The 16,469-nt window shown below is 71.9% G+C and carries 11 protein-coding genes; 4 read left to right on the top strand and 7 right to left on the bottom strand.

The features are described from left to right. Nucleotides 1-24: 24 nt before the first annotated feature. The 5 genes from ACFVS9_RS07980 to ACFVS9_RS07960 all read right to left on the bottom strand — a co-directional run bounded on the left by ACFVS9_RS07980 (nucleotide 25) and on the right by ACFVS9_RS07960 (nucleotide 5,341). Nucleotides 25-879: a carbohydrate ABC transporter permease gene (locus tag ACFVS9_RS07980; protein ID WP_383118561.1), complete on the bottom strand. Its 855-nt coding sequence runs from the start codon at nucleotides 877-879 to the stop codon at nucleotides 25-27. Beyond that, complete coding sequence (locus ACFVS9_RS07975; protein ID WP_389930930.1) at nucleotides 876-1,823, bottom strand: carbohydrate ABC transporter permease; 948 nt, start codon at nucleotides 1,821-1,823, stop codon at nucleotides 876-878. Before ACFVS9_RS07975 ends, ACFVS9_RS07980 begins: the two co-directional genes overlap by 4 nt. Then, nucleotides 1,823-3,142 carry an ABC transporter substrate-binding protein gene (locus ACFVS9_RS07970; RefSeq protein ID WP_389930928.1) on the bottom strand — a complete coding sequence of 440 codons (1,320 nt, stop codon included), beginning with the start codon at nucleotides 3,140-3,142 and terminating at the stop codon, nucleotides 1,823-1,825. Before ACFVS9_RS07970 ends, ACFVS9_RS07975 begins: the two co-directional genes overlap by 1 nt. Before the next feature lie 222 nt (nucleotides 3,143-3,364). After that, nucleotides 3,365-4,180, bottom strand: coding sequence for a FadR/GntR family transcriptional regulator (locus ACFVS9_RS07965; RefSeq protein ID WP_389930927.1), 816 nt, complete (start codon nucleotides 4,178-4,180; stop codon nucleotides 3,365-3,367). Nucleotides 4,181-4,396: 216 nt separating this feature from the next. Further along, nucleotides 4,397-5,341, bottom strand: a complete 945-nt coding sequence (locus ACFVS9_RS07960; protein WP_383118565.1) for a helix-turn-helix transcriptional regulator — start codon at nucleotides 5,339-5,341, stop codon at nucleotides 4,397-4,399. A 172-nt stretch (nucleotides 5,342-5,513) separates the two neighbouring features. Between ACFVS9_RS07960 and ACFVS9_RS07955 the strand changes: the two genes are divergently transcribed. The 3 genes from ACFVS9_RS07955 to ACFVS9_RS07945 all read left to right on the top strand — a co-directional run bounded on the left by ACFVS9_RS07955 (nucleotide 5,514) and on the right by ACFVS9_RS07945 (nucleotide 12,035). Beyond that, the gene (locus ACFVS9_RS07955) at nucleotides 5,514-6,554 is read left to right on the top strand and encodes an NAD(P)-dependent alcohol dehydrogenase (RefSeq protein WP_383118566.1); all 1,041 of its coding nucleotides are present in this window, start codon (nucleotides 5,514-5,516) and stop codon (nucleotides 6,552-6,554) included. Between the two features lie 190 nt (nucleotides 6,555-6,744). Continuing rightward, nucleotides 6,745-7,329 carry a GNAT family N-acetyltransferase gene (locus ACFVS9_RS07950; protein ID WP_389930925.1) on the top strand — a complete coding sequence of 195 codons (585 nt, stop codon included), beginning with the start codon at nucleotides 6,745-6,747 and terminating at the stop codon, nucleotides 7,327-7,329. Between the two features lie 758 nt (nucleotides 7,330-8,087). Continuing rightward, entirely contained in the window at nucleotides 8,088-12,035 is a 3,948-nt protein-coding gene (locus tag ACFVS9_RS07945; RefSeq protein ID WP_389930923.1) for a glycoside hydrolase family 2 TIM barrel-domain containing protein, read from the top strand. Between the two features lie 67 nt (nucleotides 12,036-12,102). Here the strand turns inward: ACFVS9_RS07945 and ACFVS9_RS07940 are convergent, their stop codons facing one another. After that, nucleotides 12,103-13,836 carry an RICIN domain-containing protein gene (locus tag ACFVS9_RS07940; RefSeq protein WP_389930921.1) on the bottom strand — a complete coding sequence of 578 codons (1,734 nt, stop codon included), beginning with the start codon at nucleotides 13,834-13,836 and terminating at the stop codon, nucleotides 12,103-12,105. A gap of 301 nt (nucleotides 13,837-14,137) precedes the next feature. After that, the gene (locus ACFVS9_RS07935; RefSeq protein ID WP_389930920.1) at nucleotides 14,138-14,983 is read right to left on the bottom strand and encodes a hypothetical protein; all 846 of its coding nucleotides are present in this window, start codon (nucleotides 14,981-14,983) and stop codon (nucleotides 14,138-14,140) included. Between the two features lie 323 nt (nucleotides 14,984-15,306). Between ACFVS9_RS07935 and ACFVS9_RS07930 the strand changes: the two genes are divergently transcribed. Further along, the coding region (locus ACFVS9_RS07930) for a family 16 glycosylhydrolase (RefSeq protein WP_389930919.1) at nucleotides 15,307-16,469 on the top strand (1,163 nt) is incomplete at its 3' end.

Here is a 16,469-nt window from a genome sequence, read left to right as displayed (position 1 = left end):
TCCGGATGCGGGGGAGAGGGCCGTTCAGCCCTTGGTGGCGCCGGAGGTCAGCCCGGCGACCAGGTACTTCTGTCCGAGGACGGCGGCCAGGACGACCGGGACGGTGATGAGCGTCGCGGCGGCCATCAGGCCGCCCCAGTCGGTGCTCGCGTACGAGATGAAGTTGAAGAGGGTGACCGGCACGGTCTGGGTGCGGTCGTCGGCGAAGATCAGCGCGAACATGAAGTTGTTCCAGCTGAAGACGAAGGCGAGCAGCGAGGCGGTCGCCGTGCCGGGTGCGGCGAGGGGCAGGGCGATGCGGCGGAAGGCTCCGAAGGCGCTCAGCCCGTCCGTGCGCGCGGCCTCCTCCAGCTCGACGGGCAGGCCGGCGAAGAAGCTGATCATGATCCACATGATGAGGGGGACCGAGACGAACATCTGACTGAGGATCAGCACGGTGTAGGAGCCGACGAGGCCCAGCTGCGCGAACAGGTAGTACCAGGGGACCAGCAGCGAGATCGCCGGCACGATGCGGGCGACCAGGATCAGTGATCCGGTGCGGTGCATGCCGAAGCGTCCGACCGCCCAGGCCGCGGGCACCGCGATGACCGCGGACAGCACGGTGGAGACCACGCCGACCAGCAGCGAGTTCCCCATGGACCGCAGGATCTGCCCGGCCTCCACGATGCTCCGGAAGTTGTCCAGGGTGGGGCTGAACCACAGGCCCACGGACGGATCCGTCACCTGGACGTTGGTCTTGAACGCGGCGGCGAACATCCACACCAGCGGCAGCGCGAAGACGAGTGTCACGACGGCGATGGCGGCGCCGCGCAGCCAGGAGCGGACCGCACGCCGGCGCAGGTGCGCCGGGACGGGTGCGGGGGTGACGGTGGCAGTCATGCGGTCTTCCTTCCGCCCCGGCGGCGCAGCAGCACCACGACACCGATGATGAAGAGCGTGAACAGGACCAGGACGGCGGCGGCCAGGCCGTACTCCTGGTAGTCGAAGGTGAGCCCGTAGGCGTAGACGTTCAGGGTCTCCACCTCGAAGTCCGAGCCACCGCCCGCGCCCTTGGTGGCGTACAGGATGTCGAAGGTCTTCAGGGCGTCCACGGCGCGCAGCACCAGGGCTGTGGCCAGCGCCGGTCCGAGCATGGGCAGCACGACGTGGCGGAAGCGCTGCCAGCCGTTCGCCCCGTCGACGCGGGCGGCCTCCTCGGGCTCCTCGGGCAGTGTGGTCAGCCCGGCGAGCAGCAGCAGGGTCATCATGGGCGTCCACTGCCAGACGTCGATGAGCATGAGGGTCGGCAGCGACTGGCTGACGGAGCCGAGGAACTCCTGGCGGGGCAGCCCGACCCCGGCGAGGAGGTGGTTGGCTATGCCGTTGGTCGGGTCGAGGATCAGCAGCCAGAGGATGCCGATCGCGACCGGTGTGGTGAGGAGCGGGATGATCAGGACCGTACGCACCCAGCGCATGCCCCTGAACGGCTTGCGCATCAGCATCGCCAGGGCCAGACCGAGCGCGGTCTCCAGCACGACCGCCCCGACCGTGAAGACCAGCGTGCGCCGCGCGGCGGGCCAGAACCGGCGGGTGTCACCGAGGGCGTCGGTGAAGTTCCGCAGCCCGACGTGCTCCTTGCCCGCGTTCACCGCGCCGAAGGCGTCGGTCAGGCTGAGGTGGACCGTGTAGACCAGCGGGAAGACGATCATCAGGCCGACGAACAGCAGCGCCGGGGCGAGCATCGTCCACTTCAGCCGCCGGTTGGCCTGTTCGAAGGTACGGGGACGGCGTGCGGGGGCCGGGCCGGTGCCGGCGCGCGCGGGGGAGACCTCGGTGGTGGACATCAGGACTCCTTGTGGCGGTTGTCGCGGACGAGGAAATCGGCGAACTCCGCGTCGGCGTCACGGGCCACCGGCCGCACGTCGTTGCCGAGGATGCCCGCGACCAGCGGCCGTCCCACGATGTCCCGGGCCCGGCCGACCTGGAGGACGCGGGGCCTGTCGTACCCCAGGCCCCGCTCCGCGTTGAGCCGCATGGCCTCGGCGAGATCCGGCGGGAAGGAGGCCAGTGACGCGGGGTCGGACCACACCGAGGCGCGGGCGCCGGGTATGCCCTCCTTCTGGAGGGCCGCCGTCATCTCGGCGCCGGCGGCCCACCGGATGAACTCCCAGGCGTCGTCGCGCAGCAGGCTGAACTCGCTGATGCCGAGACTCCAGGACGGGATGTTGTGGGGACGGGCGCCGGCCGGCCCGGCCGGGAAGGGGGCGAAGCCGACGCTGTCGCGCACGGTCGACACCTTCGGGTCCAGGAAACTGCTGTAGATCGCGTCGGCGTCGATGTAGAAGGCGGCCTTGCCCTGCGCGAAGATCGGCATGGCCTGTTCGAGGCTCATGTTGGTGGCGCCGGGCGGGCCCGTCCTCGACAGCAGCCTGCCGTAGTACTCGTACGCGGCGAGAGCCTCGGGTGTGCCGATGCCCGACTTCCCGCGCACGACGAAGTCGCCGCCGTGCGAGTACAGGAAACTCGACCACTGGGACACGGCGCCGCTGCGCTGGCCCCGCCCGACGAAGCCGAAGAACCCCTTCTTCCTGTCGGTGAGCTCCTGCGCGGCCGACATCAGCCCCTCCAGGGTGGGCGGCGGTCCGCCGAGGTCCTCCACCAGGTCCTTGCGGTAGTACAGGGCGGGGCGTTCGGTCACCACGGGGACGCTCAGCACCTTGCCGCCCGACAGGGAGGCCTCACGCGGGGCCTTCTGGAAGTCGGGCCAGGCGAAGTCCGTGTCCTGCGTGACGCGGTCGCTCAGGTCGGCCAGCCAGCCGTTGTGCGCGAAGAGCAACTGCTCCTGGAGGGCGCGGACCATCATGACGTCCACGTCCGTGCCCGAGGCGTTGAGCTTCACGTTGTAGCTGCTCGCCAGCTGGTCCGCGGTGAGCAGGGTCATGGAGACCCGCCGCCCCACCCGCTCCTCGAACTCCTTCGTCCGGCGCCGGATCGCCTGCGACCACACGTGGTTGATGGCCATGATCCGCAGCGGGGTGTCGGCGGAGGGCCGTCCACCCCTGGTCGTACACGCGCCGAGTGCCCCCATCCCGGCAGCTCCGGCGACCCCTGCCGCCAGCCTGCCGAAGGAGCGCCGGCTGATGAGCTGGCTGCTCGTGGACATCGTTGTCCTCGTCTTTCTGCGCTGTGGTGCGTCGTGCTCACCCGGGGGCGTGCCGCCCCCGGAAAGCTCTCGTCCCTGCCGGTCCAACTGGTAGGACCAGTCGGACCACAGGGACGTTAGCAGGGGGGAGCCGTACCCGGTACCCCTTCGACGCACCGGATCGAACGGGGCCTTCCCGGCCCGTGCGGGACGGGAAGAGGGAGGTCAGGGCCCTTCGGGGCGTTACTCGCCCGTCCGGCCGGCGCCGTAGGGGTTTCCGGTCTCGTCGAGCAGCGCCTCGATGTGGTTGCGCGCCATGATGTCCACCTGGACGTCGAGATCCTTCCCGTAGGTGCGCAGACCGAGCATCAGGTGCTCCCGCATCCGTTCACAGGCCAGCTCCGCGTCGCGCGCCTCGATCGCCTCGAAGATCTCGGGGTGGTGCGGCACACCCGGCTCCCCGATCGAGGGGTCGGAGTTGGAGCGCAGCATCATCTCGAACATCATCCCGCTGATCGACGAGAGCATGATCCGCAGCACGGGATTCCCGCTCGCCACCGCGATGGCGTCGTGGAAGGCCATGTCCGCGCGGGCCTTGACGACCACGTCGCTCGCCGACTCCAGGGTGTCGCGCGCGGTCCTCAGCGCCTCGATGTCCTCGTCCGTCGCGTGCTCGGTCGCCAGACGCACGGTCTCGACCTCCAGCGGCAGCCGGGCCTCGATCAGCTGTCTGACGGTGGGCCGGCCGGCGCGGTACAGCGCGTCGTACCCCCTGGCCTGCCCCGAGGTCTGCTCGCGCACGAACGAACCGCGGCCCGGTGCGACCTCGATCAGATGCTGGGCCTCCAGGCGCCGCAGCACCTCGCGCACGACGTTCCTGCTGGCGCCGAACTGCGTCGCGAGCTCGCGCTCCGAGGGGAGCTTCGCCCCGACGGGAATCTCGCCGGAACGGATGTCGTGCTCGAGTTCCCGCGCGATCCGTTCCGTCAGGAGACCGCGCTGGGCGGGGGCCGCGGTCCGGCCGGACCGCGTGGGGGAGGAGGAGGCGGACGACTGCATCCCCGCAGCGTACAGGCTGGTCCGGGGCCGTACCCGGCTGACCGGACAGCCGGTGGATCACACCCGGGCCCGCGGCCCCCGCCCCGGTGCCGGGCCGCCTCCGGGCGCCTCCGCACCTGCCCGGGACGACCTCGCCGTCAGCGGCGCGACGCCCCGCCGAACGGGCGGAACCCGCCGTCGCCGGCTGTCCGCCGGGACGCGGGAATCCTGCCCCGGCTACTGCCGTCCCGGTGCGGACACGCCCGCCCGGGTGGCGTCCGTCCCCCAGCTCGCGAGCAGCCGGAGCGCCTCGGCGGACGCGGAGCCCGGCTCCGCGTGATAGGCGACCACCGACTGCTCCGCGTCGTCGGGCAGGGCGAACGTCTCGAAGGACAACGAGAGTTCACCCACCAGCGGATGGTGCAGCCGCTTGACGCCGTGGCTCTTCTCCTTGACGTCGTGCCTGGCCCACAGCCGCCGGAACTCCTCGCTCTTCACGGACAGTTCACCGATGAGCGCGGAGAGGCGGGGGTCGTCCGGATGGCATCCCGCGTCCATCCGCAGATAACTGACGATGTCCGAGGCCTTCTGGTCCCACTCCACGAACAGCTCCTGGTACTCCGGGACCAGGAACACCAGCCGCGCCCAGTTCCGCTCGGGAGGCGGCAGCCGCGACCAGTCGCCGAAGACCGCCGCGGCCATCGGGTTCCAGGAGAGGATCTCGGAGCGCCGTCCCACGACGTACGCGGGAACGCCGTCCATGGTGTCGAGCAGCTGGCACAGGGCGCCCCGCACCCGCTGCTGGCGCGCCGACGGCTTCTTCTTGTGCCGCTTGGGCTTCGCGAGATGGGTGAGGTGCGCGTGCTCCGCGTCCGTCAGCCTCAGCGCGGACGCGATGGCGCCCAGCACCTCCCCGGAGACGTTCTGTCCGTTGCCCTGCTCAAGGCGTGTGTAGTACGCCACGGACACACCGGCCAGCTGGGCCAGCTCCTCACGCCGCAGCCCCGGGACCCGGCGGTGCCGCCCGAAGTCGGGCAGCCCCACGTCCTCGGGCTTCAGCCGCGCACGCCTGCTGCGCAGGAACTCGCCGAGCTCGGCGCGACGGTCGAGGGCGTGCCCCTGGCCACCGGCGGGACCGGGGCCACCGACGGGGCGTCGCCCGGTCACAGACTGTTCCTCCATATGTCCAGTATCCACGGTCGTACGCACACCATCCTGACCCCGCCAGTAGTAGGACCACTGGACGTAGGCACAACCGTGGGCTGGGTGGACGCCCGGAAGTGGAGCAGGCTGGACGGCGTGCCCGGACCGAAAGCCACCGGGCTGCAGGACCACCGCTTAGGAGCATTCCCACATGACCACTGTCGCTGCGTACGCCGCTCCTTCCGCCAAGGCTCCGCTGGAGCGCACCACCATCGAGCGCCGCGCGGTCGGCGAGTTCGACGTGCTGATCGACGTCAAGTTCGCCGGTATCTGCCACTCCGACATCCACCAGGCCCGCGACGGCTGGGGCGAGGGCATCTTCCCGATGGTGCCCGGCCACGAGATCGCGGGCGTCGTCGCCGAAACCGGCTCCGGCGTGACCAGGTTCGCCGTGGGCGACCGCGTGGGCGTCGGCTGCATGGTCGACTCCTGCCGCGCGTGCGAGAACTGCGAGGCCGGTCTGGAGCAGTACTGCGCCGAGGGGAACACGGGCACCTACAACGCCCTGGACCGGAACGGCGACCCCACCTACGGCGGCTACTCCACGCACATCGTCGTGGACGAGAACTACACCCTCCGCATCCCCGACGGCCTGTCGCTGGACGAGGCCGCGCCGCTGCTGTGCGCGGGCATCACCACGTACTCCCCGCTGAAGCACTGGAACGCCGGTCCCGGCAAGAAGGTCGCCGTCCTCGGCATGGGCGGCCTCGGACACATGGGCGTCAAGATCGCCCACGCGCTCGGTGCGGAGGTGACCGTCCTCTCGCAGTCCCTGCGCAAGAAGGACGACGGCCTGAAGCTCGGCGCCGACCACTACTACGCCACCAGCGACCCGAAGACCTTCGAGGAGCTGCGCGGTACGTTCGACATCATCCTGTCCACCGTGTCCGCGCCCCTGGACTTCGGTGCCTACCTCGCCCTCCTCAGGACGGACGGCGCCCTGGTGAACGTCGGCGCACCGGAGGAGCCCGTCTCCCTCAACCTCTTCTCGCTGATCGGCGGCCGCAAGTCCCTCTCGGGTTCCGGCATCGGCGGAATCCGGGAGACCCAGGACATGCTGGACTTCTGCGCCGAGCACGGATTCGGCGCCGAGATCGAACTGATCGGCGCGTCCGAGATCAACGAGGCGTACGAGCGCGTGCTGAACAGCGACGTGCGGTACCGGTTCGTGATCGACGCCGCGACGATCTGAGCCCGCCCGTCCTCCGGGCCCCGCGCACGGCCACCTGGCCGTGCGCGGGGCCTTCGCGCGTGGGCGGACGACGCGCTCGTGCACGGCCCCGGACCGGGACCGGGCCTCCGGCCGCCCGGCCCCGCTCCGGCCCCGGTGGTGCTCGCATAGGGTGGCCGCCCATGTGACGCACCGCGACGAGGACCGGCCCATGCGCAGCAGCACCAGGATCCGACTGATCGAGCCCGCCGACGCCGCGGCGATAGCCGGGCACCGGGCGCGGGACATCGAGGCCTTCCGGCCGTGGGAACCGGCCCAGCCGGACGGCTTCTTCACCCCGGAGGGCCAGGCCGAACGGATCGACGGCCTGCTGGCCGGATACCGGGCCGGAACGGTCTGGCCGGGCGTGGTGCTCGCCGACGGCCAGGTGATCGGGCAGGTCACCGTCGGAGGAATCCTGCGGCAGCCGCACCTGCGCCGCGGCTCCGTCGGATACTGGATCGCCGCCGTCGCCCAGAACCGGGGGCACGCCGGGCGCGCCCTCGGTCTCGTGCTCGGGGTGATGGCCGGCGAACTCGGGCTGCACCGCGCCGAGGCGTCGACCGACCTGGAGAACCTGCCCTCGCAACGGGTACTGCGCCGCAACGGGTTCAGCCCCTACGGCGTCGCGCACTCCACGATCCTCCTCGACGGCGGCTGGCGGGACGCGCTGCTGTGGGAGCGGATCCTCGGAGACCTGCCGGACCAGCTGCCAGGGGCTCCGTCGGGCCACGGGACCGGTGGCCGGACGGGGTGAGCGCCTGCACGCGACCGTCCCCCGGCCGCACTGGCCGCCCCGGCCGCACTGTCCCGCACCGGCCGCCCCGCCGCCCCGGCCGGGAGGCGTCGGAGCGGTGACCGCCCGCTCCGCGCCGCCGGGCCCGCTCACCGAGGCCGGCTCCCGGCCCGACAGCGCCGCCCACCCCTGCCGCGTCCGTGCCCCCGGCAGCCGGCGCCGATACGCCGAACACCGTGCGGGTCGCCTTCGCCGCAGCCAGCGCCGGTCCCGCCCCCCGTCCGCGCCGGGCGCCGGTCCCGCCCTCTGTCCGCGCCGGGCGCTGGCCCCGCCCTCTGTCCGCGCCGGGCGCTGGCCCCGCCCCCCGTCCGCGCCGGGCGCCGGTCCCGCCCCCTGACCGCGCCGGGCACCGGAGACGCCCCCGTCCGCGCGGAGACGCCCGCGGCTCCCTCGGGACACACCTGTCCTGCGCGACCGTTGACACCCCTCACCACGCGTCACTACGGTCTCGGCAGGATTTCGGACGTGTGACGAAATCCCGAACGTGACGAAGAGGCAACTTCCCCCGCGAGGAGCCGCATCGACATGAGGACCGACAGCGCAGGGCGTGACAGCCGCGAACAGGGCCGAGCCGGCCGGGGAGGCGGCCACCGCGGCAGGTCCGGGCCGTGAGCCTCCGGCCGGGATACCGACGGCATCGAACGGAACACGACGACACGCCCACGTGCTGTGCGCCGCACCGCCGCGCGCAGTACGGCCATCCCTAGGGGTCCACTGCCATGCAGCACTCGTCCTCCCCCCACCAGCCGGGCCGCCCGCACCTGAACGTCAGCCGTCGCCGGCTTCTGGAGGGCGGAGCCGCCGGATTCGGCGCGCTCGCCCTCTCCGCCCTTCCGGCAGCCATGTCCGGGGGCGCCTCCGCACACGCCGGCTCCGCACCCGCTGCCGGAGGGCCGCCCGCCAACGGCTACCCGGAGTGGAACAACAACATCGCGGTCTTCGACGTCGGCTCGGAGGCGCCCCACACCACGCTCATGCCGTACGCGGACCTCCGCCAGGCCCTGGCCTGCGACCGGACACGGTCCCCGTGGCGGCTCGACCTCGACGGGGCGTGGAAGTTCGCCTACGCCGACCGTCCCGACGACCGCGACCCCGACTTCCACCGGACCGACCTCGACGACCGCTCCTGGGACACCATCCCCGTGCCGTCCTGCTGGCAGCTGCACGGCTACGACTTCCCGATCTACTCCAACATCACCTATCCCTGGGCCGGGGCCAACGGCCTGGGGGAGGAGGCGCAGCCCCCGTTCGCGCCCACCCGCTACAACCCCGTGGGCCAGTACCGCCGTACGTTCACCGTCCCGGGCGGCTGGGCCGGACGCAGGGTGTTCCTGCACTTCGAGGGCGTGAAGTCGGCGCACTACGTGTGGATCAACGGCAAGCCGGTGGGCTACCGCGAGGACAGCTACACCTCCGCCGAGTACGACATCACCGCGCACCTCCGGCGGGGCCGCAACCAGATCGCCGTGGAGGTCTACCGCTTCTCCGACGGCGACTGGATGGAGGACCAGGACATGATCCGGCTGAGCGGGATCTTCCGCTCGGTCCACCTCTTCTCCACCCCCGCCGTCCACCTGCGGGACTTCAAGCTCGACACCCCGCTCGGCGACGGCCACACGACGGCCGGACTGTCCGTCACCGCCTCCGTGCGCGCCTACGACGCCACCGCGAAGGGGACGTACACCGTCGAGGCCCAGCTCTACGACGCCGACGGGCACCCCGTCTGGTCCCGCCCGCTTCGGCAGTCAGCCGACCTCGGCTCCGCCCCGGCCGGGAACGACGTGACCGTACGGGCCGAAAGAGCCGTGCCGAAGCCGCGCCTGTGGTCCGCCGAGCACCCGTACCTCTACACCGCCGTACTGCGGCTGCGCGATCCCGCGGGCAGGGTGACCGAGACGCTGTCGCACCGGGTGGGCCTGCGTGAGTTCGCCCTCACGGACGGTCTGATGCGCATCAACGGCAAGCCCGTCTCGCTGCGCGGCACCAACCGGCACGAGATGCACCCGGAGCGGGGGATGTCCCTGACCCGCGCCGACATGGTCAAGGACATCGAGGTCGTCAAGCGGCTGAACATGAACACGGTCCGCACCTCCCACTACCCCAACAACCCGCTCTGGCTCGAACTCGCGGACGAGTACGGCCTGTACCTGGTGGACGAGACCAACCTGGAGACCCACGGCATCCGGGACAGCTATCCCGGCGACCGCGCCGACTGGACCGAGGCCTGTCTGTTCCGCGCCAGGAACATGGTCCACCGCGACAAGAACCACGCCTCGGCCGTCATCTGGTCCCTCGGCAACGAGGCGGGCACCGGATCCTCGTTCGTCGCCATGCACGACTGGATCCGCGCCTACGACCCCACTCGGGTCATCCAGTACGAGGGCGACGACCGCCCCGGCATCAGCGACATCCGCTCGGAGATGTACACCAGGCCCGCCCAGGTCGAGCAGCGTGCCAAGGACACCGCCGACACACGCCCGTTCGTCCTGATCGAGTACTCCCACGCGATGGGTAACTCCAGCGGCAACTTCAAGAAGTACTGGGACATCATCCGCAGGTACGACGTCCTCCAGGGCGGCTGGATCTGGGACTTCGCCGACCAGGCCCTCACCTGGCCGACGCCGACGCGCAAACTGTTCACCGAAACCGGACCGGGCGCGGTCAGCGGCGAGATCCTCGCCCCCAGCGGCACCTTCGACCGGGACGAGGGCGTCAGCGGCGGCACGGTCTTCACGCGCGACGCGGGGCTCGACATCACCGGTTCACTGACCCTGGAGGCATGGGTCACGCAGAAGGTGACCGGCCGTCACCAGCCGATCGTGGCCAAGGGGGACACCCAGTACGCCCTGAAGCAGACGGACGGCCGCCTGGAGTTCTTCATCCACTCGGGCGGGCGCTGGACCACCGCGAGCTGGTCACTGCCGCCGGACTGGACCGGTGGCGAGCACCACATCGCGGGCGTCTACGACGCGTCGGCGGCCACGCTCACCCTCCATGTCGACGGTGAGGTCAAGGCCACCGAGGCCGCCCCCCGGCGCCCGGACAGCAACAACGCGCCCGTCTCCCTGGCGACCGACGCGGACAACGGGACCCGCGAGTTCAGCGGCACCGTCCGGCGTGCCCGTGTCTACGCCAGGGCCCTGACCGCGGCCGAGCTCGCCTCCCGCTCCCGTGGACCCGGCGACGACGGCGTACGCCTCTGGTTCGACGCCGCCACCGTCGGCTTCGAGGAGGTCCGGCCCCCGGAGCGGACGTTCCGGGCGTACGGCGGTGACTTCGGCGACAACCCGAACGACGGCTGTTTCAGTGCCGACGGGATCGTCACCGCCGACCGGGCCCACACCGGAAAGGCCGCGGAGATCAAACGGGTCCTCCAGGCGATCGGCGTCAGTGCCGACGGCGGCGCGGCCTCCGGGCGCGTCACCGTCACCAACGAGTACCTCTTCACCAACCTCCGTGAGTTCGACGGCAGCTGGACCGTCGTCGCCGACGGGAGGACGGTGCAGCGCGGGAAGCTGACCCGCGCCCAGCTCGACATCGCCCCGCTCTCCAGCAGGACGCTCACCGTCCCCTTCAGCCTGCCCGACGCACCCCGGCCGGGCACGGAGTACTTCCTGCGGCTGTCGTTCACGACCAGGCAGGCCACGAAGTGGGCCGAGGCCGGGTTCGAGGTGGCCGGCCGGCAGCTCGCCCTCGACACCGGCGGCCCCGCCGTGACGCCCCGGCCGCTCGGTTCCGTACCCGCGCTCCGCCACCGCGACGGCGACGGCTCGGTGACGGTGACCGGCGAGGGTTTCTCCGTCGTTCTCGACAAGTCCAGCGGCCTGATCACCTCCTACGAGGCGGGAGGCGACCAGCTGATCGCCTCGGGCCCCGCGCCGAACTTCTGGCGGGCCCCCACCGACAACGACATCGGCAACGGCCAGCCCGGCCGGAACGGCACCTGGCGCTTCGCGGGCAGCGACCGGAAGGTCACGGGAGTCACGGTGCGCGAGCTGGGCGACCGGGCCGTCGAGATCACCGTCAGCGGCACCCTGCCCACCACGACGGAGTCGGCCTACACCACCACCTACACGGTCTTCGGCAACGCCGAGATCAAGGTCGACCACACCCTGCACCCGGGTGCGTCCGGCCTGCCCTACATCCCGGAGGTCGGTTCGCTGCTCCTCCTGCCGGGCCGTCTGGAACACCTGCACTACTACGGCCGCGGTCCGGAGGAGAACCACTGGGACCGTGACAACGGCACCGACGTCGGGCTGTACTCCGGCACCGTCTCCGCGCAGTGGACGCCCTATGTCCGCCCCCAGGAGAACGGCAACAGGACGGGTGTGCGATGGGTGGCGCTGACGGACGGCAGGGGCAGGGGGCTGCTCGCCTCGGCCGAGCCGCTGATGGAGTTCAACGCCTCGCACTTCACCCCGGAGGACCTCTCGCGGGGCGTCCGCCACGACTACCAGCTGACCCCGCGGAAGGAGGTCGTGCTGCGGCTGAACCACCGGCAGATGGGAGTGGGCGGTGACGACAGCTGGGGCGCGCACACGCACGACGAGTTCAAGCTGTTCGCCGACCGGGACTACTCCTACACCTACCGGCTGAGGCCGCTGGACGGCATCGACGGGGCGACGGCCGCGTCACGCCGTCCGACGGCGACGGAGTTCCCCGGCTAGCGCGGCGGCGAGCGGGTGGCGGCCTCCCCGGAAGGACGAGGGGGCCGCCACCCGCTCCGAAGGGCCCTCAGGCCCGCCGGAGCTGCCAGATCTGCGGCTGGAGACCGTTGCAGGTCCACTGCTGGACGTTGGCGCCCGCGGTGCGGGAGCCCTCCGCCACGTCGAGGCACTGGCCGCTGGAGGCGGAGACGAGCCGGAAGTAGCCGCGGCCGACGCTCTGCAGGCGCCAGTCCTGGGCCGGCTGGGCGTTGCAGTACCACTGCCGGACGTTCGCACCGGGCGTGGCGGAGCCGTTCTCCACATCCGCGCAGTACCCGCTGTTGCGGCCCGTGAGGGTGAACCGGCCGTCGCCCCGGGCGCGCACCGTCCAGTCCTGCGGTGCCAGCCCGTTGCAGGTCCACTGCTGGATGTTGCCGCCCGCGGCGCGGGAGTCGCCCGCCACGTCGAGGCAGTGCCCGCTGCCGGCGTTCCGCAGCCGGTAGAGCGCCCCGTCCACCACCCCGGCCGCGTCACCGCTTCCGGTCGCGGAGCCCGTGGCGAAGTAGGGGCGGCACACGGACCCGTCCCAGTCGGTGGCGATCTGCAGCAACCGCGTCCCGTCGGCCGAAGGAAGCAGCGGAGAGCTGTAGTTCTGGCAGTAGTTCACCGCCGGATCGGTGACGCGCACCGGTGAGTCGATCTCGAACCACGGACCGCTCCCGTTCTCCGTGTTGACGAGGACCGTGCGGCCGCTGTCCGCCGCGGGCGTGCCGTCCCGGTTGAGCAGCCGCTGGCCCACCAGCAGGATCCGGCCGTTCGGGCCGCCGCCGGGTGACGGGGACCACGCGATGGTCGGGGCGGCCCGGAAGTACTTGCCGTCGACCGTCTCCGGACGGGTGCCCAGTGCGGTCGGGCTGCCCCAGTCCCATCCGTCCGCCGACGTACGGAAGTGCACCACGCACTGGTACTGGCCGCCGGGGTTGCAGATCTCGTAGCTCATGAAGTACGTGCCGTTCGGCAGCTTGCGCACCACGGGCATGCCCGGCCTGTCCGGCGTCCAGCCGCTGGCCACGGTGTCGTGGCGCCCCTGCCAGGTGACGCCGTCGTAGCTGCGGGACGCCACCAGCTTCTGGCTGTGGGCCGGGTCCGTCTCGTCGGCGTAGTGGCAGACCAGCGCGCCGTCGGCGGCCACCGAGAACTCCGGCTCCCACAGACCCCCGGTCCCGCTCGCGGTGGCACAGGAGGAGAGGTAGGACCAGGTCCGGCCCACGTCGTTGCTGCGCCATACGCGCAGAGCCATCCGCCGGTTCTGCTCGTCCTGGCCCGCCGACGAGGCCCACAGCAGCGTGCCCGGTGCCAGGGCGCCCACCTGGCGCGGCAGTTCGAACAGGGTCGAGCAGCAGAGCCCCTGGCCACCGGCCGACTCGGGGTCGGTGACGCGGCCGACCTCGCGGAAGGTCGTACCCCCGTCGGTGCTCTCGTGGATGGCTCCGACGCCGTTGTTGCCGTCGAAGGTGACGACGCTCGCCAGCACCCGGCCGTTGGCGGAACCGCTGTGCGCCAGCCGGACGGCACGCGGATACAGGCCCGTACCGTCGCGCAGGGGGGTGCCGGTCGCCGCTGCCGCGGTGGTCGCGGGGCCGGGCCCGGGGGCCGGGGCGGCGGGGGCGGGCGCCGCCAGGGCCAGCAGGAGGCTCAGGGCCCCCGCGACGCAGAGCAGGAGCCGCCGCACGGCGGCCGTCGGGCGGGCTGCGGGGGTGCCGGCGGGCCGGCCCTTCCCTGACGGGGTGGGGGGATCGAGCCGTGGTCGGCGCGTGCGCATCAGCGGGTTCCTCTCGGACGGCGGAACGTGGTGGCGCGCCGGGGCACGCCACGCGGCGGGTTCGGGCGGCATCGGGGCGGACGGGCACGCCCCTGGCGGATCAGGCTCCGGAACAGGTGCTCCCGGGTCACGGGCGGCTTCGGTGACGCGGGGTCGAACCATGTACATCGATGTAAATCCGGGCCGGACGGATGCGGATCCCGACTGTGGCACACCCCCCGCCGAAGCGGGAAGTGGCCGGAGCGCACGTGGCTGATTCCTGGTAGGTGTGGCCGGTCGGCACCCTCGGGGCCGACCCGGCTCAGCCTTCGTCGTGCCAGGCGGAGGCGAGTCCTTCCAGCCACGCGGGCGGCAGCTCCGCGTGCTCCCACTCGGCCCGGAGCGCCGACGGCGCGGCGATCAGGCGTTCGAGCACGGCGATGCTCGTGGGGGAGTGGAGGAGGGAGTAGCGGCCGTGGACGGCGATGTGGCCGCGTGGCCCGTAATGCGCGTACAGGCGGGTCAGCCGCCCGTGGTGGGACGCGGTGAACCGCGCCAGCTGCCCGGCGTAGCCGACCCGTCCGACGACGCTCATCGTCCCCAGCACCGCGGTGAGGACCTCCTGGGACACCTCGGGGTCGAGGTCCGAGATGTCGCTGAACGTGAGGTAGAGCGGCGTCACGGCCACCCTGGCGCGCTCCACGTCCACCCTCCCCACGGGGTGGCGGTCCTGTGCGACGGCGTCCGCGGAGCCGGATGCCGCCGCAGGGCCGATGGCGCGTTCCAGCGCCCGCTCGGCGACACGGGCGAGCTCGTCGCTCACGGCCCGGGCGCCGTCGTACCGGCCGGCGTCGTACGGGCCGCCGCCGGGCCCGTCACCCATCGCCTTGCCGATCTCGTCGTGCGCGTCCGCGACCGCGCCGGCCTCGACGAGCGCGATCAGCTCCTCGGCCTCGCCCCGGAACACCCCTGCGCGCCCCAGGAGATCGAGGAGCGTCTCCTTCGCGTTCGTCACACTGGTGGGGTCCAGCGCGTGCCGGCCCGTTTCGGTGGTGTTGATCGTGTCCCCCTCGTCGGCGTCGGTCCGGTGCTCCCGGGGGCGCTGCGCCCCCTCGTACCTTCCGCGCGCCGGCCGTGACGCCCGCCGGTGGCCGCGGCGGCCGGTCATTGCTCCAAGTCTCCACGATGCGACCGGCCGTCGTCGTACCCCGGGCTGATCCGTGGCGCCGCGTCCCCCGCTCCCGCGTCGTCCGCTCCGTGCGGACGTCAAGGAGTGAAGGCGGCCCCGGTCTATACCAACCTCTTGACACGGTGGGCGTTCATTCCTTAAATCACGTAGTGAACTAAGTGCTTCCGCCTCGCGCCCCCGCCCTGCCGGCGCGGGGTGCACGGGGTGTTCGACGCGGTCCCCGCCCGACCCGCACGGATCCGGTGTGCGTGTAAGTCTGTCATGCGCACGCCAGTCCTTCACGCTCCCCGAAGGGAGAAGGCATGAGTTCCCCGCGCTCGCCTCGGCGCCTGGTGCTGTCCCTCGTCATGGTGCTCGGCCTCGCCTCGCTCTCCACCGGACTGGCGCAGAGCGCGCCCGTACCGGCGTCCCCGCCCGCCGCGCACACCACGGCCGCCTCCGCGGCCGCCGCCGTCACGTTCTCCGACGAGTTCGACGGAGCGGCCGGCTCGGCCGTCGACGGCGGCAAGTGGCAGATCGAGACCGGCGACAACGTCAACAACCACGAGCGGCAGTACTACACCGCCGGAAACCGCAACGCCGTCCTCGACGGCCAGGGCCACCTGGTCATCACCGCGCGCAAGGAGAACCCGGGCAACTACCAGTGCTGGTACGGGCGGTGCGAGTACACCTCCGCCCGGCTGAACACGGCGGGCAGGTTCACCACCACGTACGGCCGTGTCGAGGCCCGCATGAAGATCCCGCGCGGCCAGGGCATCTGGCCCGCCTTCTGGATGCTGGGCAATGACATAGGCCAGGTCGGCTGGCCCGCCTCGGGTGAGATCGACATCATGGAGAACGTGGGCTTCGAACCGTCCACCGTCCACGGCACCCTGCACGGTCCCGGGTACTCGGGCAGCGGAGGCATCGGCGCGGGCTACACCCTGCCCGGGGGGCAGGCGTTCGCGGACGCGTTCCACACCTTCGCCGTCGACTGGAGCCCGAACGCCATCACCTGGTCCGTCGACGGCACCGTCTACCAGCGGCGGACCCCCGCCGACCTGGGCGGGAAGCAGTGGGTCTTCGACAAGCCGTTCTTCGTGATCCTTAACCTCGCGGTCGGCGGCTACTGGCCCGGCGACCCCGACGGAAGCACGGTTCTCCCGCAGCAACTCCTCGTCGACTACGTCCGCGTCAGCACGGACGCGGGACAGCCGGGCGGCGGCGGCCCCATCACGGGGCTGGCGGGGAAGTGTGTGGATGTGGCGGGTGGTGCGGTGGCGAACGGTACGGCGGTGCAGTTGTACGACTGCAACGGTACGGCGGCCCAGCGGTGGTCGGTGGGCGTCGACGGGACGATCCGGGCGTTGGGGAAGTGCCTGGACGTGGCGTCGGGGGGTACGGCGGACGGGACCGTGGTGCAGTTGTGGGACTGCAACGGTTCGGCGGCGCAGCAGTGGGCCACGCCGGCGGCGCGGGACATCGT

This window comes from Streptomyces sp. NPDC058008, from assembly GCF_042886395.1.
GTDB lineage: Bacteria > Actinomycetota > Actinomycetes > Streptomycetales > Streptomycetaceae > Streptomyces.
This window is presented reverse-complemented; position numbering and strand designations above follow the sequence as displayed.